This window comes from Salinivibrio sp. ES.052, assembly GCF_900141775.1.
Classification (GTDB): Bacteria; Pseudomonadota; Gammaproteobacteria; order Enterobacterales; family Vibrionaceae; genus Salinivibrio.
Genome location: NZ_FSRI01000001.1, coordinates 1,363,345 through 1,380,889 on the forward strand (window position 1 = coordinate 1,363,345; position 17,545 = coordinate 1,380,889).

Below are 17,545 nucleotides of genomic sequence, written 5' to 3' on the forward strand. Positions count from 1 at the left end.
CACCACTAACGCGTGTGGATCACCAGGTGGTTGCTTTGTTTAACCTCTTCCATAACGACGTAGGTACGTGTGTCATTCACGCCGGGTAAACGCAGCAACGTTTCACCCAATAACTTGCGATATGCCGACATATCCGCTACTCGTGTTTTAAGCAGGTAGTCGAAATCCCCTGACACTAACGAACACTCTTGGATGTCTTCGAGTGTCTGCACGGCTTTATTAAATTGCTCAAACACATCAGGCGCACCGCGGTTGAGTGTGATTTCGACAAACACCAACAGTGATGCGTCTAAATACTGGGGGTTAAGCAGCGCAGTGTAACCAAGAATATAGCCTTGACGTTCTAAACGTCGAACACGTTCTAGGCAGGGGGTTGGAGAAAGACCGACACGTTTTGATAACTCAACGTTGGAGACGCGTCCATCCTTTTGGAGCTCGTTCAGGATGTTGCGATCAATACGGTCCAATTCCTTGGAGGGCTTGTTTTTGGTATCTACCATTTTTTATTCCACCTTGTTACTTCCTTGCAAAAAGATATACCAAATTAAATAACATCTAAACAATCTTTAGCATCAAATGCTGGTTTGTTCCCTTTATACTAGCTTGAAAATTGACAATATCAATAACAAGCCAGCCGATAACACTGAATAAACAAGAGGTGACAGCATGATCATTGGCGTTCCAAAAGAAATCAAAAACCACGAGTACCGCGTTGGTATGGTGCCAGCGAGTGTTCGCGAGCTTATTTCTCACGGCCACTCTGTCTACATTGAGACCAACGCTGGTAACGGTATTGGTTTCTCTGACGACGACTACAAAGCCGCCGGCGCATCTATCCTTTCTACGGCTGCTGACGTCTTTGCCAAGGCAGAGATGATCGTCAAGGTTAAAGAACCACAAGCTGTTGAGCGTGCCATGCTCCGTGAAGGGCAGATTTTGTTCACCTATTTGCATCTTGCACCAGATTTTCCGCAAACAGAAGACTTAATTAAAAGTAAAGCCATCTGTATTGCCTATGAAACGGTAACAGATTCTAAAGGTCGATTACCACTACTTGCGCCTATGTCTGAGGTCGCAGGTCGTATGTCTATTCAAGCAGGTGCACAAGCACTTGAGAAGTCACACGGTGGTTCAGGCATGTTGCTCAGTGGTGTACCGGGCGTTGAACCTGCGAAAATCGTGGTACTAGGCGGCGGTGTTGTTGGCTCTAACGCCGCACGTATGGCGGTCGGCCTCCGTGCCGACGTCACGATTCTCGACAAGAATGTCGATACTCTACGCCGCCTGGATGAAGAGTTCCAAGGCCGTGCCAAAGTGGTCTACTCCACAGAAGAAACCCTTGAACAACACGTATTGAACGCCGATCTGGTTGTCGGTGCCGTGCTGATCCCAGGTGCTGCCGCACCCAAGCTGGTTAATGAAGACCATATTCAGCGCATGAAGCCAGGTGCTGCCGTGGTGGATGTCGCTATTGACCAAGGCGGTTGCTTTGCAACATCGCATGCAACGACACACGCCGATCCCACTTATATCGTCGATGACGTTGTCCATTACTGTGTGGCTAACATGCCAGGTGCCGTGGCGCGCACCTCAACGGTGGCACTCAACAACGCGACCCTGCCGTACATTGTGAAGCTGGCGAACAAAGGCTATCGTGATGCATTGGTTCAAGATGAGCACCTGCGTAACGGCCTCAATGTTATCGATGGTCAAGTGACCATCAAGGAAGTCGCAGAAGGCTTTGATTTACCTTACGTCACAGCCATTGATGCGCTTAAGTCCGCGCATTAATCGGTAGCACCAATACGAGAAATAGAGGGCACCATCACGGTGCCCTTTCTTTACCTTTCTAATTTACCTACAATCAGTCCATTCAAAAAACGAACCTCTTTCCTGCTCGGAGACGTGAATGAGTAACATTAAGCATGCGAACCTGTTGATCCTGGGTTCAGGCCCGGCTGGCTATACCGCCGCTGTTTACGCCGCGCGCGCTAACTTAAACCCTGTGATGGTGACCGGAATGCAACAAGGTGGCCAACTCACGACCACCACCGATGTTGAAAACTGGCCTGGCGATCCTGAGGGACTGACCGGACCGGCATTGATGGATCGTATGAAAGCCCATGCGGAAAAATTCGAGACTGAGATTATCTTTGATCACATCAATGACGTGGACTTATCCTCACGCCCGTTCCGCTTAAAAGGCGATAGCGGTGAGTTCACCTGTGACGCGTTGGTTATTTCTACCGGTGCCTCTGCGCAATATCTTGGGCTTCCATCTGAAGAGGCGTTTAAAGGACGGGGTGTCTCAGCCTGTGCGACCTGTGATGGTTTTTTCTATCGCAATCAAAAAGTCGCGGTGATTGGCGGAGGGAATACCGCGGTCGAAGAAGCGTTATACCTATCGAACATTGCCGCTGAAGTACATGTGGTACACCGTCGCGAGAACTTCCGTGCGGAGAAAATCCTCATTGATCGGATGATGGACAAGGTCGAGAACGGGAATATTGTCCTTCATACTAACCGCGTGTTGGATGAAGTATTAGGCGATGATATGGGCGTCACCCAAGCGCGCTTGAAAGACACCCAGAGCGATGAAACCGAAACACTGGATGTGATGGGTGTGTTTGTTGCCATTGGCCATAAACCGAATACCGATATTTTCGCGGGCCAATTGGACATGGAAAATGGCTACATCAAGGTCGAGTCGGGCCTTAATGGTAACGCCACCCAAACCAGCGTTGAGGGTGTCTTTGCCGCCGGTGATGTAATGGACCATATATACCGTCAAGCAATTACTTCTGCTGGAACCGGTTGTATGGCCGCATTAGATGCCGAGCGCTACCTCGACGCATTGGCAAATAAATAAGCCCACACTCTCATGCAGGTCACCACTCGGTGGCCTGTTCAGCCTGTTGGCAGGCATGCATAAAATAATAAGACGATATGGATAAATCTAAACAGCGGGCGCTAACCCAATGGCTCAAGTCGCAGAGCACGTTAGCCAAACCCTGGTTAGTTGCGACGATCAGCATTGCACTCCTCTCTGGTGTGCTTTTGATTGCCCAAGCAGCACTTCTCGCCCACCTGCTGCATCAACTGATTATTGAACAAACAGATAAATTTGCCTTACTCCCAAGCTTTATCACCCTTGCTGGGGTCGTTGTCGTTCGCGCAGTATGTAGCTGGGCGAAAGAGCAGACCGGTTATCGCTGTGGTGAAGCCATCCGGCAGCACATTCGTCAGTTAATTTTAAATCGTCTCCATGCTCTCGGACCGGTCAGTATTCAAGGGCGCCCTGCGGGCAGTTGGGCGAGCCTCATACTGGAGCAAGTCGAAGAATTACAGGACTTTTTTGCTCGGTATTTGCCCCAAATGGCGATAGCCGTTTTGATCCCATTCGTTATCCTTGTGGCTGTTTTCCCAATCAATTGGGCATCAGGGCTGATTTTTTTGATCACCGCCCCACTGGTCCCATTTTTTATGGCATTAGTCGGCATCAAAGCCGCAGACGCGAACCGCAAGAATTTTAAAGCTCTGCAACGTCTGTCAGGTTATTTCTACGATCGCTTGCGTGGGCTCCCCACACTCAAGCTCTTTAACCGAGTCGAGGCCGAAGCCGAGCAACTACACCTAGCCTCACACACGTTTCGCCAACGTACCATGGAAGTGCTTCGCCTCGCTTTTTTATCATCGGCTGTGCTGGAATTCTTCACCGCGATTTCCATTGCCGTGGTCGCGGTCTATTTTGGTTTTAGCTTTATTGGTGAGCTTGATTTTGGTCACTACGGTGCCCCGATTTCGCTGTTTACCGGTTTATTCGTCTTAGTGCTGGCGCCCGAGTTTTACCAGCCATTGCGCGATCTCGGCACCTTTTATCACGCCAAGGCACAAGCCATTGGTGCCGCCGAGTCTATCGTGGATTTTCTTGATGCCCAGCCAGACACTGGTACACAAGGTGATGAGACACCAGATTTATCGGCGGTTGCAATCAACGCGCACGATCTTGAGGTACTCAGCCCAGACGGCACGGTATTAGCGGGACCAATGAGTTTTCATATCCAACCCGGAGAACATGTGGCTCTCGTGGGGGTCAGTGGCGCAGGTAAATCAAGCTTGCTTAATGCGCTTTTAGGGTTTCTTCCTTACCGAGGCAGCTTAACCATCAATGGGTACGAGCGCAGTGAACTTGCTTTGTCCCATTGGCGTCAGGCAATTAGCTGGGTGGGGCAAAACCCACAGCTATTCCATGGCACTATTCGCGATAACATTGCGCTGGCTAACCCAGACGCGAGCCCAGAATCCATTAATCATGTGATGACACAAGCTTACGTGGATGAATTTGTGATGAGGCTGAAAGACGGTTTAGCCCACCCGATAGGTGACCGCAACGGCGGTTTATCCGTCGGTCAGGCTCAACGTATTGCCGTTGCACGCGCTTTACTACAAGAAGGGGCTTTTTGGGTGTTAGACGAACCAACCGCAAGCTTAGATGCCCATAGTGAAAAGCTGGTCATTGAGAGCTTACAGTCTGCCACTCAGGGTAAAACCTGCCTGCAGGTCTCTCACCGCTTAGATGTGCTAGCTAACAGTGACCAAGTCTGGCTAATGGCTGACGGACAATTGGTTCAACAAGGTCGTTATCAGGAACTGACTAAAACGGGGCCACTGGCTGACATGCTGGCCTCTGCTGATAGGAGAAATCTCGATGCGTGAACTACTACCCTATCTGCGTCTTTATAAACGCCATTGGTTTGGGTTGAGTCTAGGCATGGTGTTGGCATTCGCCACACTGTTTGCCGCGATTGGCTTGCTAACACTCTCGGGATGGTTTATTGCCGCCGCCGCAGTTGCAGGCATCGCCGGTATTGCCACCTTCAACTACATGTTACCAGCCGCTGGCGTTCGGGGATTTTCGATTGGCCGTACCTTTGGCCGTTGGGCGGAGCGCGTGGTCAGCCACAACGCAACCTTCAAGTTGCTCGCGGATCTACGGGTTTCCTTTTTCCGCAAGTTAGCGCCTTTGGTCCCAGATCAGAGTCTCAACATGCGTGACGGTGATTTGCTAAACCGTATGGTGGCAGATGTCGATGCCATGGATCACGTTTATTTACGCTTAATCAGTCCCATCGTGGTCGGCGTCCTTGGCGTGCTCGCTATCAGCCTGTTCCTAGGCTGGTTTGACCCCACGCTCGGCCTTGCTCTTGGGCTGAGCCTGCTGACTCTACTTATCGGCCTACCTATTGTCTTTTACCGACTGGGCAAAGAGCAGGGGCGAGATCAGTTAGAGCAAAATGCGGCAACACGTATTGCTCTGCTTGATTGGTTACAAGGTCATGCGGAATTGGCACTATTCGGTGCCCGTGAACGCTATCGAGCACGCATCGATGATAGCGAACAAGCGATGTTAAACGCACAAGCGCATATGGCGCGTATTACCGGCCTCGCGAATGGCGTCCTGGTGGCAGCCACTGGTTTAACCCTGGTACTGATGATCTGGCTCGCCGCAGACGGCGTGGGAGAGCGTATGCCAGGCGCGATGATTGCAATGGTCGCTTTCACCACAATGGCCAGCTTTGAGTTAATGATGCCAATCAGTGCGGCGTTCCAGTACTTGGGGAAAACACTGACAGCCGCAAAACGACTCAACGCGATCACTGAACGCGAGCCCAGTGTGCCTTTTCCATCAAATGGGCATATGGGCCCAGCAACAGGCGCTATCGTGTTTGATAATGTCAGTTACCAATACCCTGGGGCGGCACACGACGCCGTGTCAAATATTTCACTGCAGATCACCCCAGGCCAAACCTTAGCACTGTTAGGCCGCACCGGTTGTGGTAAATCGACATTGCTCAGTTTGCTCACACGCGCTTGGGACCCAACCCAAGGTCAGATCCACTTGGACGGTGTGCCTTTGACCGAATGGCACGAATCCGCGCTACGCGATGCGATGTCAGTCGTCACTCAACGTGTCGACCTCTTTAATGGTTCATTACGTGACAATCTGTTACTTGCCTGCCCACACGCATCGGACAGCGACTTGGCTCACACACTTAAGCAAGTCGGCTTAGCTCGCCTATTGGACGGTCAAGGGTTGAATGCATGGTTAGGTGATGGCGGACGTCAGTTGTCGGGGGGTGAGCGCCGCCGTTTAGGGATTGCGCGTGGGTTACTACACCCCGCACCGATCATGCTGCTTGACGAGCCGACTGAAGGTTTAGATGTGCAAACTGAAGCGGAGATCCTATCCTTACTAGAAACCCATTGCCAAGATAAAACGGTGATTATTATTACGCATCGGCTTGTCGGCTTGGAAATCATGGATACCGTCTGCTTAATGGATGCGGGTCAGATTGCCGAACAGGGTACGCACCAGTCGCTCCTTGATGCTGACGGACGGTATGCGCAATTAATGCGCCGCCTTTAATCAGAGCGTATTATATGACTCTCTTCTTACCGTCTTTAGCACAAGACGATTTTCGATTTCCGCCCGTGACCGACGCTCTGACCCATCCCGATGGTTTGCTCGCTATAGGGGGCGATCTATCAGCAGCTCGGCTCATGTCTGCTTATCGTAGCGGTATTTTTCCTTGGTTTGGCGAGGATGATCCCTTGTTATGGTGGTCCCCTAGCGAACGAGCAATTATTCAACCGACTGATTTTCATGCCAGTAAAAGCTTACGAAAAGCGGCTAAAAAATCTAAATCCATCATTACGTTAAATCGTGCATTTGATGCGGTGATCGCCACATGTGCAGAGATCAGAGGACCAGATCAAACTTGGATCACTGAGCAAATGCAAACTGCGTATTGCCAGCTTCATCGTCAAGGCGATGCCCATAGTGTTGAAGTGTGGCGAGGCAATGATTTAGTCGGCGGGCTTTATGGCGTGTCAGTTGGTCGTATTTTCTGTGGCGAATCCATGTTTTCACTAACCACGAATGCATCTAAATTCGCACTGTGGCAATTTAGCCAGTATTTCGCGCAACAGGGCGGGCAGTATATTGATTGCCAAATGATGACCCCACACCTTGCCTCCCTGGGTGCAAAACCTTGGCCCCGTGATGCCTTTATCAATGCCCTCAAGGCACATCGCGACCCACCGATCCTCCGTGGGGAGCTTTCACACCCTATTGCCGATTGGAGTAAGAAATGAGTGTTGGGATCCAAGTTGGTGTCACCCCCATCTCGTCTTGCCAATACCTGGCGGATCAAAATGAACAGCTCGCCGTCGTATTGTCTGGGGACTATCATCAGCCTGAACGCTATGGTGCATTGTTGGCCGCCGGTTTTCGTCGTAGCGGCAACCTTATCTACCGACCCCACTGTCCCCAGTGTCAGGCGTGCCAAGCTCTGAGGGTAGATGTGGCTCATTACCGCCCATCAAAAAGTCAAAAACGGCACCGCAGCCAACTTAAACGCCTGACTCTGCAGGTCAGCGAAAACCTCGATGAAAATTGGTTTGCCTTATACGACAGTTATATCACCTCTCGTCACGCGACGGGCAATATGTACCCCGCTAATCGCCAAGATTTCTTGGACTTTATCAGTAGTCAGTGGCTATCACCGCGTTTTATCCACTTGTATCAGGACGAAGAAAAGGGCTTGCGCTTAGTGGCGGTAGCGGTGATAGATGTGGTGGATGATGGCCTTAGCGCGTTATATACCTTTTTCGATCCTCACCATGCTTTTTCTCTGGGGCGCGTTTGCATTCAAGCCCAGATACAACTCGCTCATGCCTTACATTTACCTTGGTTATACTTAGGCTATCAAATCGATGCCTGCACAACCATGCGGTACAAAGCAGACTACTATCCCCATCAACGCTTTATTAATCAGCAGTGGCGGGCGTTTTCCTGGACGGTTATTCCACAATAGTGGCTATTTTTTCTAGCAAGGAGCGTCCCAACAGGGTAAAATTCGCACCCGAACTTTACAGACTTTCAGAATAGAGGCATTATCTGTCGGTCAAAAAATTGGCTATCAGAATAAGCCTAAGAGGATTCAATGGCAAAAGAAGACGTAATTGAAATGCAAGGCATCGTATTGGATACGTTGCCTAATACTATGTTCCGCGTAGAACTAGAAAACGGTCACGTGGTGACTGCCCACATTTCAGGCAAGATGCGTAAACACTACATTCGCATCCTGACCGGCGACAAAGTCACTGTTGAAATGACCCCTTACGATTTGTCGAAAGGTCGCATCGTTTTCCGTTCGCGCTAATCCTCCCGAACGCGGTCAAAAAAAACCCGGCGCTCACGCCGGGTTTTGCTATCTAAAGGATCGCTCTCGCGATTACGCGGGCTCCATTTGGTCACTGAATTGAAAATCCAGCCGGTTGTTTTTCAAGACAACACGAACGGTTCCGCCATTGACCAAACAGCCAAAGAGCAACTCATTCGCTAAGGGTTTTTTCAGATTATCCTGAATCACACGCCCCATGGGTCGCGCGCCCATCGCCTTGTCATAGCCCTCTTCTGCTAACCACTGTTTGGCTTCAGACGTGACCTCCAGTGACACACCTTTTACATCCAGTTGCGCTTGTAACTCGACAATAAACTTGTCCACCACTTGCAGGATCACTTGTTCATCCAAGTGATTAAACCAGATGATGTTATCTAAACGGTTACGGAATTCCGGTGAAAACACCTTTTTGATTTCCGACATCGCATCGTGGCTGTGATCTTGCTGAATTAGACCAATCGATTTGCGTACCGTTTCCGCAACACCCGCATTGGTCGTCATCACTAAGATCACATTACGGAAATCCGCTTTACGACCGTTATTGTCAGTCAGAGTCCCGTTATCCATCACCTGCAGCAGCAAGTTAAACACATCTGGATGCGCTTTCTCGATTTCATCCAGTAATACGACACTGTATGGGTGCTTAATCACTGCATCGGTCAGTAAGCCGCCTTGGTCGTAACCCACATAGCCTGGAGGCGCACCAATCAAACGGCTTACCGTGTGACGCTCCATATACTCAGACATATCAAACCGTTGCAGTTCGATACCCATGGCACGAGCCAACTGTACCGTTACCTCAGTTTTACCGACGCCTGTCGGTCCCGCAAACAAGAACGAACCAACCGGCTTGTTATCGTCTCCCAGGCCCGCACGGCTTAGCTTAATCGCCTCAGATAAGGCAGTGATGGCGGTATCTTGTCCAAACACCAGCATCTTTAGCTTATCGTCTAATGACTGAAGTACATCTTTATCGGATGAGGAAATGGATTTCTCCGGGATCCGTGCCATTTTTGCAATCATGGTTTCAACGTCGGGGACATTGACCGTTTTTTTACGTTTACTGGCAGGCGCCATGCGACAACGTGCGCCGGCTTCATCGATCACGTCAATGGCTTTATCGGGCAGGTGACGCTCGTTAATGTATTTTGCCGACAATTCCACCGCTGCGCGGATGGCTTTATTGGTGTAACGGACTTCGTGGTGTGCTTCATATTTGGGCTTAAGGCCCATCAATATTTTGGTGGTGTCATCAATTGATGGCTCAATGACATCAATTTTTTGGAAACGACGTGCCAGCGCGCGCTCTTTCTCAAAGATCGAGCCATATTCTTGATACGTCGTTGAACCAAGACAACGGAGTTTCCCGCTACTAAGTAAAGGCTTGATCAGATTTGCAGCATCAACCTGACCACCACTTGCCGCTCCCGCCCCAATGATGGTGTGGATCTCATCAATGAACAGCACGGCATGATCTTCTTTCTCAAGCTGTTTTAAAATGGATTTGAAGCGTTTCTCAAAGTCACCTCGATACTTCGTACCAGCAAGTAATGACCCAATATCGAGCGAATAAATAACACAGTCTTTGATGACATCTGGCACTTGGCCTTCAACGATTCTCCATGCTAAGCCTTCCGCAATAGCCGTCTTACCGACTCCCGCTTCACCGACTAACAATGGGTTATTCTTCCGACGACGACACAACACTTGAATGGTACGTTCCAACTCTTTGTCTCGACCGATTAGCGGATCGATGCCGCCCACCCGTGCCAACTGATTCAGGTTAGTCGCAAAGTTCTCTAACCGATCTTCACCCGGATCGGCGCCAGCCTCTTCTGTGCCCATATCACTGCTAGGGAGATCTTCACTGTCATCTTTGGTCGTGCCATGAGAAATGTAGTTAACAACGTCTAGTCGGCTAACATCATTCTTTTTAAGCAGGTACGCCGCATGAGATTCTTGCTCACTAAAAATTGCGACTAACACGTTCGCACCGCTGACTTCGCTACGGCCCGATGACTGCACATGGAATACCGCCCGTTGCAGGACACGCTGAAAGCTCAATGTCGGCTGTGTTTCACGCGACTCATCATCCACAGGGATCAGTGGGGTTGTTTGTTCAATGAATGCGTCTAGTTCTTTGCGTAGCGCCTCCAGGTCAGCCCGACATGCTGTCAGTGCATCATTCGCTGCCGTATTTTCGATCAACGCGAGAAGCAGGTGCTCCACCGTCATGAATTCGTGACGTTTCTCACGCGCACGTGCAAACGCGCCGTTCAAACTGGCTTCAAGTTCTTTGTTAAGCATAAAGGCACCTCCCTCAAAAACCGCGCTACAGTGTGATGGTTCCGCTTACGCTTTTTCCATCGTGCACAGTAGCGGATGGCCATGCTCTTTGGCATACATCATTACCTGTGCCACTTTCGTTTCAGCAACCTCGGCAGTAAACACGCCACAGACCGCTTTTCCTTCATAGTGCACCGTCAGCATCACTTGTGTTGCTTTGTCTACGTCCATGGAAAAAAACGTCTGGAGCACATCGATAACAAACTCCATGGGCGTGTAGTCATCGTTCTTTAGCACCACCTTATACATCGATGGCGGTTGTAACTTTGTTTTTTCTGACGCTTCGATGTCTGCGTCAGGCAAACCCCATTGATTCCAATTACTCATAACCACTTCGTTGCATTTTAGGGTGTCAAGGTAAGTATTGGTGTGGCGGGGCACTCACTGCCTTCCACGACTCCCGTCCACCTATCTTTAAAGTTAAGCCACAGATTGTATTCCAGCAACCTTTTCAATGCGAACATCGTCTGCCTGAGCAATTGTTAATCACGTTTGATGATGTCTTTGTATAGTGTCCAAATCATCAATTCGTTCACTATTAACGATAAAGAAGCTAACGATAAAGAAGCGCGCCACCGCCCTGCATAGTGATGCATAAAAAATAAGGCACCCTCTGGTTGATGGTAGCAGCTCGCCTTCATCATGGACGGCGAACATTTAGCCAAAACCGATTCAGTTCGCCTACTATTCCAATATTCACAAAACGTTCATGTTTAATCACTTATGCGTCACCACCTCTCAGTTATTCTCAATGGTTCCAACAAAACAAAAACAAGATTAAAGACAAAAAAATGGTATTAAAAACACCAAAACCGGCATTAAAGTGGCTTTAAAAACCTAATACGGCGAAATAATCAGAACTAAAACAGATAAAAATACCTAAAAACTATGCAATTGAGCTGTCGGTTTCTTTATGAGAAATCGCCTCTCCCTCACACTTTTTCGATTTGTTATTACATTAGTGTTATAAGTTATAGCCAACACTTGACTGCCTAAAAGTATCTACTAAAGTGAAATGTGTGGTAGATAAACTGACCACGTTGTTTTTGGTCGCACGGTGCGCTTATGCTAATGCGAAGCAAACGTCGACTAGAAGAAACGAAGGCATTTATCGCAAGGTATGCAAAGTTTGATGCAAGAAGGATGTGTCGCATGGAAACTGGTACAGTAAAATGGTTTAACAACGCAAAAGGATTTGGTTTTATTTGTCCGGGAGAGGGAGAAGGCGATGTGTTCGCGCACTACTCTACAATTCAAATGGATGGATACAAAACATTAAAAGCGGGTCAAACCGTCAGTTACGAGGTTCAGGAAGGACCAAAAGGCTATCACGCCAGCCAAATTGTGCCAGCCGATCAAGAGGTTGCGAAGTAATACCGAAAGCGATCGGCAAAACCAGAAAGAAAGGCGAGTCCGTTTACTCGCCTTTTCTGTATCACGCCTTTACAAATACTTAGAGCAACCCAAGCATTTGCTTGTAATGGCGGCGACAAACAGAAACGTAGCGCTCGTTCCCACCAATAACAACCTGATCACCATCAGCGATGGCGTTTCCCTCTGGATCTTGTCGAACCACACGACTTGCCTTTCGTCCGCAATGACAGACCGTTTTTAATTCCACGAGCTTGTCCGCCCAAGCAAGAAGATACTGCGATCCTTCAAAAAGCTCTCCCAGGAAATCAGTGCGTAGTCCGTAACACAGTACAGGGATACGTAACTTGTCGACGACATCCGTCAACTCCAAGACCTGTTGTTTGGTCAAAAACTGGCTCTCATCAATTAATAAACAGTCTACCTTCTCCTGACCCAAAATCGTGGCAACATGCTCAAACAACGACGTTTGGCTGTCGTAAAGGTGAGCGTCTGCTTCTAGTCCGATGCGTGAACTGATCTTTCCGTATCCATCTCGATTATCGATAGCAGCCGTAAACAGCAAAGGCTGCATTCCCCGCTCTTGGTAGTTAAACGCCGATTGTAAAAGTGTGGTCGACTTACCTGCATTCATTGCAGAATAATAAAAATATAACTGAGCCATAAGTGTCTCTACACGTAACGCCCTCTTTAAGGGCTAACATCATTTAATAAACAGGCATGCTACCGAACTGGTCCAAAAAGAAAAGCCCCTGCTTAGCGGGGCTTAAATTATTAGGCTTTTCGTTTGCTAGGCCGCTTTTTCAGCCACAACAAGCCTGCACAAAGCATGATGAAAGCAAGCGTTGTAGCAGCCAGTGACCACAGCAAGGACGCGGTAAAGCCTAGGACCAAGAAACCAAACGTTGACACTACGGCACCGCCAATGGCGTATGGCAACTGAGTGGCCACGTGGTCGATATGTCCACACCGAGCCCCTGTTGATGACAAAATGGTCGTATCTGAGATCGGTGAACAATGATCGCCAAAAACGGCACCGGCTAATACCGCAGAAAGCATGGGTAACATCAGAGCGATGTCGGTGGCCGCGGCGAGATCACCAGCAATTGGCAGCATAATCCCGAATGTCCCCCAAGAGGTACCCGTCGCGAACGCCATCACTGCCGCCAGCAAGAACAGTACAACAGGTAGCAATTGTGGAGATAAGTTACCTTGTACCAGCGATGACAAATACTGGCCGGTTTGTAAATCACCAATAATGTGACCAATGGACCAAGCAAACAATAAGATAAGGATCGCACCAAACATCGATTTCGCACCGACCCATAAGGTCTTAGCAATATCTGGCACCGCGATACGTTGTTTAATGGTCATGGTCAGCGCGACGAGTAATCCGGCAAGTCCTCCCCAAAGCAATGACATGCCCACATCAGTATTTTCAAATGCGCCCAAAATAGAAAACGCATGATGGTCTGCGGCTAATGCTTGCCCACCGGTGAACAACATAGCGCCGACGGTCGCGAATACGAGCATGACAATCGGTGCCACCAAATCGGCAACCGTGCCATTAACACTCTCTTCGATACCTAAATCATCGCAAATATCAGCACAGTGTTCGCTTTCATCCCCCAACCGGCTTCCCTTCTGTGCCTGATACTCGAATTGGCGCATCGGGCCAATATCAAGCTGGAACCATACAACGGCAAAGACCAAGAGCAGAGCAAAAATGGCGTAAAAATTCATCGGGATCATGGTGACAAACGCCCCTAGTGCCGAGTAGTCAGTCACACCATGGGCCACCAAAATAGAGCCAATCACGGTGATGATATAAGCCCCCCAACTTGATGCCGGCGTAATCACACACATAGGCGCCGCCGTAGAGTCGAGAATATATGCTAGCTTAGCACGGGAAACATGGAAGCGATCTGTCACGGGACGAGAGACGGCACCAACGGCTAAGCTATTAAAGTAATCGTCAACAAAGATGAAGACCCCTAAGAAGGCAGCAAGCAACGTGGCACCACGTTTACTTTTAATTCGACTCTGCGCCCAATTGGCAAACGCACGCGTCCCGCCCGACAGGGACAGCAAAGCCGTGATCATGCCTAATAAGATTAGAAAGGCGAGAATACTCAAATTCCAGCTATTTAATCCACCATCGGCGATGAATAGCCCCGTAATCACATCGAGTAAATACTGGCTAGCAGGTATTAGCGAGGCGTCATTGAGTAAGACAGTGCCAAGGACTATCCCCATACCTAACGACAATAAAACACGCCGTGTCGCTATCGCTAGGCCTAAGGCCAGCAAAGGGGGGAGTAATGATAAAGCGGATGAAGAAAAGTCTGTTAAATTCATGATCTCAGTGTCAACCAAGTGGTTGGAGATCTACTGCAGAAACGAAGACGGTAAGGCGTGGTATCACACGGCAAACAACTTGCCTCCTACATACAGTAGCGCTCCATAGTGTGTTTCTAAATACTATGGCAGTGCTGATCCTATTCGGTAACAGCCCCAGCTCAATCGGTGTGATGTCCTGATTGGCTTCGGCGTTGCTTCCTTTTATGCACCCTCATCGGTATCACCCTCTTGTGCATGACTCATAAACAACGCACCTCTACGTTAAGCGTGGTGCATTCTACACAACGTGCTCACTATCGCAACTCTTTATGTTTGAAAAACAGGCGGATTAACCTCTCCCCCTACCATGCCAATTAAAACATTCTCATATTCTATTTTTTTAGACACAGGATTCAAAAAGCCTCCCAACATTTAAACTTGGATTGCGAACAACTTGAAAATAATGAACAATATAGCGTATTAATATATGTAATATTGTATATTTCATTTATACTGCTATCATTCTTTCAATTAACATATAAATCAAATAGGAACCAATAATGTCTGATGCAATGAAAGCCTTACTTAACTTACGCAGCCTACGTGCCCTTGCTAAAGAAATGTCGACTGAACAACTGAATGAAGCGCTAGAAAAACTGCAAACCGTCGTAGAAGAGCGTAAAGTTATCGATCGCCAAGCAGAAGAGCAAGAAAAAGAACGCTTAGAGAAACTTGAAAAATATCGCGAAATGTTAGTTGCTGATGGTATTGAACCAGAAGAATTAATGACATTATTGGGCGGTACCACTAAAGCAAAATCACCAGGTAAGCGCGCCGCGCGCCCAGCGAAATATCAATACACAGATAATGATGGTTCACATAAAACATGGACTGGCCAAGGTCGCATGCCAAAAGTTATCCGTGAAGCCACAGAAAGCGGTACGGCTAAACTCGAAGATTTCCTGATCCCAGGACAAGAAGCTTAACACCCACAGAACCTGCATAAATAAAAAAAGAGGCTTATGCCTCTTTTTTTATGTCTCTTTAATCAAATTTAATTCTATCGGCTAAATGGCTTACCGCAAGCGCAAAGTAATGCGAGCGGTTCCACTTCAACAAGCTTTGATAGTTGTTATAAACTAAATAGGCTCTACCTTTTTCATCATCAGGCTGGATAAGCCAAGCTTGGATATCGACGTTAGGCAATGCTTGCCCACTCATCCGTCTGACGCCTTTGGCCTGCCAGTCACTTAATGATAACGCTTTTTCACTATCCGTCCCTAAATAAGCGCGATCCAGCCGTGTTGGTAATTGGACTTGTCGCCCCCAAGTATAGGTATCATCCCAGCCCGCTCTTTTGAGGTAGTTAGCAGCAGACGCAAAGACATCTGCTTCTGTTTGCCAAATATCCTTCTTACCGTCTTGGTTGCCATCAACCGCATAATTGATAAATGAGCTTGGCATAAACTGGCATTGTCCCATCGCCCCCGCCCAAGATCCTTTCATCTCTTCTGGCGCTATGTGTCCTTGCTGCAATATCGTTAATGCCGCCATGGTTTCTTTACGGAAAAACGCTTCACGACGACCATCAAATGCCAACGTAGATAGTGCTTCAATCACATTATAACTGCCTTGAAGCTTACCGAAATTACTCTCTACACCCCATAATGCGACAATAAAGCGTGGCTGAACTTGATATTGCTCACCCACCTTTTTTAACGCATCGTAATGTTGATTGTAGAGTTTTTTTGCTTGTGCGACCTTCCAGTCTGGCACCGCACGAGGAATATACTCATCTAGCGTTAGACGGCGCTCGGGTTGATTTCGGTCTGAGCTTACAGCGCGCTCATGATATTCGATGCCTTGGAATGCTCGTTCCAACAGCACATCGCTAATCCCTGCCTCACGAGCTTCCTCTTTCAATGAAGCCACATATTGATCAAACCCAGGCTTCGCCATTACCGGGCTAACGGCTAAAGCAGCCGCTATACAGGCTGAAATCATACCTTTGCGCATAGTCTTCCTTTTACAGTTTTTCGTTTCTATTACGAATGGTCTGCAATGCCGTATCGGGGGGGGGGCAATTGCACAAAAAACCCGTCGGATTCCAGACTTTGTTTCACCTTATTGATATCGACGACTGCAAGCTTCTTTCGCTTATTTAAGTCGATCATCATGGCAAATTCTGGTTGCCCGAAGCTGTTCATCAGCGCGTCAGGCACTGCATCAAATTTATCTTTCTCTACTAGATAAAGATAGGTGCCTTCTTTCTTTTTGCTACGATAAATTGCGCAATACATCTCAAAAGTCCTCACGAGCATGCCATAAAACAGGCGATACATTGTCATCCTCGGGTTAAGGTTTGTTAAGCTCTGCCACAAAATGTGTCAAAACACGTATTTGCGATTATTTCTCACTATAAAGCCAAAAACATCATTAAAGCGAGAAATACAGCTCGAATAGCAAACCTTACTTGCCGCATCCGTGCTGTGAATATACCATGCTATCCAACGTCTGATAATGCGCGTCTGACTCGTGTTTCAACGACAGAACCGGGATCGAATAACATGCTCAAACAACCGGAGTTGAAAGGCTCAACTTTTACCCTATCCGTCCTCCATCTGGTTGACGATAACTTTAATGCGGCTGCCGACATTTTGGCCGAGAAGGTTACCCAAGCACCTGGCTTTTTTGAAGGTGCTCCCGTCGTGGCTGATATTAATCGCCTTTCTCAATGCCCTGATATCAACGCGTTAAAACGTTGTTTACAGGCAACAGGGATGATCTTGGTCGGATTGACGGGAGTGACACACAACAATACGCGACAACTGGCTCTCGAATCGGGGCTAGCCGTATTAAAGTCCAGCAAACAGTCACGGATTGCAGATCCTATTCAAACACCAGCCAAGGTGATCACTACTCCTGTTCGTTCCGGTCAGCAAATCTATGCCAAAAACGCAGATTTGGTCGTTCTCAATCACGTCAGCGCCGGTGCTGAAGTGATCGCCGATGGCAGCATTCATATTTATGGCGTATTGCGTGGCCGAGCGATAGCTGGGGCAAGCGGACAAAAAAAAGCGCGTATTTATTGCCAGAACCTTCAGTCAGAATTATTGTCAGTGGCTGGTAGCTACTGGCTTAGCGATAAGATCCCTCAAGAACATGTAGAGCGGCCAGCAATGGTTTCGCTTAATCAAGAAAGCTTACAGATTGACCCCCTCACGCTATAAGAGAATAAGGAC

17 protein-coding genes and 1 riboswitch are annotated in these 17,545 nt (G+C 48.3%); of the genes, 10 read left to right on the plus strand and 7 right to left on the minus strand.

Annotated elements, in window-relative coordinates; all coding sequences use genetic code 11:
- Positions 1–5: 5 nt before the first annotated feature.
- A complete protein-coding gene (gene lrp, locus BUQ98_RS06250; protein ID WP_074212988.1) occupies positions 6–500 on the minus strand; it encodes a leucine-responsive transcriptional regulator Lrp in 495 nt (164 codons plus the stop codon).
- Positions 501–666: 166 nt separating this feature from the next.
- On the opposite strand from lrp, the gene ald reads away from it, so the two are divergent.
- The 7 genes from ald to infA all read left to right on the plus strand — a co-directional run bounded on the left by ald (position 667) and on the right by infA (position 8,225).
- Entirely contained in the window at positions 667–1,791 is a 1,125-nt protein-coding gene (gene ald, locus BUQ98_RS06255) for an alanine dehydrogenase (protein ID WP_074212989.1), read from the plus strand.
- Positions 1,792–1,909: 118 nt separating this feature from the next.
- On the plus strand, positions 1,910–2,869 hold the full coding sequence (trxB, locus tag BUQ98_RS06260) for a thioredoxin-disulfide reductase (protein ID WP_074212990.1): 960 nt from the start codon (positions 1,910–1,912) through the stop codon (positions 2,867–2,869).
- 77 nt (positions 2,870–2,946) lie between these two features.
- Complete coding sequence (gene cydD / locus BUQ98_RS06265; protein WP_074212991.1) at positions 2,947–4,716, plus strand: heme ABC transporter permease/ATP-binding protein CydD; 1,770 nt, start codon at positions 2,947–2,949, stop codon at positions 4,714–4,716.
- Positions 4,709–6,427 (plus strand): heme ABC transporter ATP-binding protein/permease CydC, encoded by a 1,719-nt coding sequence (gene cydC, locus BUQ98_RS06270; RefSeq protein ID WP_074212992.1) that lies wholly within the window; start codon positions 4,709–4,711, stop codon positions 6,425–6,427. Before cydD ends, cydC begins: the two co-directional genes overlap by 8 nt.
- 14 nt (positions 6,428–6,441) lie before the next feature.
- Entirely contained in the window at positions 6,442–7,155 is a 714-nt protein-coding gene (aat, locus tag BUQ98_RS06275; protein WP_074212993.1) for a leucyl/phenylalanyl-tRNA--protein transferase, read from the plus strand.
- On the plus strand, positions 7,152–7,877 hold the full coding sequence (locus tag BUQ98_RS06280) for an arginyltransferase (RefSeq protein WP_074212994.1): 726 nt from the start codon (positions 7,152–7,154) through the stop codon (positions 7,875–7,877). The genes aat and BUQ98_RS06280 overlap by 4 nt, the downstream gene beginning before the upstream one ends.
- Positions 7,878–8,006: 129 nt before the next feature.
- A complete protein-coding gene (infA, locus tag BUQ98_RS06285) occupies positions 8,007–8,225 on the plus strand; it encodes a translation initiation factor IF-1 (protein ID WP_025672815.1) in 219 nt (72 codons plus the stop codon).
- Positions 8,226–8,297: 72 nt separating this feature from the next.
- On the opposite strand, the gene clpA is transcribed toward infA, so the two are convergent.
- On the minus strand, positions 8,298–10,553 hold the full coding sequence (clpA, locus tag BUQ98_RS06290) for an ATP-dependent Clp protease ATP-binding subunit ClpA (protein ID WP_074212995.1): 2,256 nt from the start codon (positions 10,551–10,553) through the stop codon (positions 8,298–8,300).
- 45 nt (positions 10,554–10,598) lie between these two features.
- On the minus strand, positions 10,599–10,919 hold the full coding sequence (gene clpS / locus BUQ98_RS06295) for an ATP-dependent Clp protease adapter ClpS (protein WP_074212996.1): 321 nt from the start codon (positions 10,917–10,919) through the stop codon (positions 10,599–10,601).
- 825 nt (positions 10,920–11,744) lie between these two features.
- Between clpS and cspD the strand changes: the two genes are divergently transcribed.
- A complete protein-coding gene (cspD, locus tag BUQ98_RS06300) occupies positions 11,745–11,966 on the plus strand; it encodes a cold shock domain-containing protein CspD (RefSeq protein WP_074212997.1) in 222 nt (73 codons plus the stop codon).
- A 79-nt stretch (positions 11,967–12,045) separates the two neighbouring features.
- Here cspD and BUQ98_RS06305 read toward each other — a convergent pair whose 3' ends face one another.
- Positions 12,046–12,627 (minus strand): thymidine kinase, encoded by a 582-nt coding sequence (locus BUQ98_RS06305; protein ID WP_074212998.1) that lies wholly within the window; start codon positions 12,625–12,627, stop codon positions 12,046–12,048.
- A gap of 110 nt (positions 12,628–12,737) precedes the next feature.
- Complete coding sequence (locus tag BUQ98_RS06310) at positions 12,738–14,321, minus strand: Na+/H+ antiporter NhaC family protein (protein WP_074212999.1); 1,584 nt, start codon at positions 14,319–14,321, stop codon at positions 12,738–12,740.
- Positions 14,322–14,409: 88 nt separating this feature from the next.
- A riboswitch (Lysine riboswitch) is annotated at positions 14,410–14,591 on the minus strand.
- Positions 14,592–14,863: 272 nt separating this feature from the next.
- On the opposite strand from BUQ98_RS06310, the gene BUQ98_RS06315 reads away from it, so the two are divergent.
- The gene (locus BUQ98_RS06315; protein WP_074213000.1) at positions 14,864–15,289 is read left to right on the plus strand and encodes an H-NS family histone-like protein; all 426 of its coding nucleotides are present in this window, start codon (positions 14,864–14,866) and stop codon (positions 15,287–15,289) included.
- A 58-nt stretch (positions 15,290–15,347) separates the two neighbouring features.
- On the opposite strand, the gene BUQ98_RS06320 is transcribed toward BUQ98_RS06315, so the two are convergent.
- Positions 15,348–16,319 carry a lytic murein transglycosylase gene (locus BUQ98_RS06320; protein ID WP_074213001.1) on the minus strand — a complete coding sequence of 324 codons (972 nt, stop codon included), beginning with the start codon at positions 16,317–16,319 and terminating at the stop codon, positions 15,348–15,350.
- Between the two features lie 29 nt (positions 16,320–16,348).
- Positions 16,349–16,603 carry a YcgL domain-containing protein gene (locus tag BUQ98_RS06325; RefSeq protein ID WP_074213608.1) on the minus strand — a complete coding sequence of 85 codons (255 nt, stop codon included), beginning with the start codon at positions 16,601–16,603 and terminating at the stop codon, positions 16,349–16,351.
- Between the two features lie 267 nt (positions 16,604–16,870).
- Between BUQ98_RS06325 and minC the strand changes: the two genes are divergently transcribed.
- On the plus strand, positions 16,871–17,533 hold the full coding sequence (gene minC / locus BUQ98_RS06330; protein ID WP_074213002.1) for a septum site-determining protein MinC: 663 nt from the start codon (positions 16,871–16,873) through the stop codon (positions 17,531–17,533).
- The last annotated feature ends 12 nt before the right edge of the window (positions 17,534–17,545 follow it).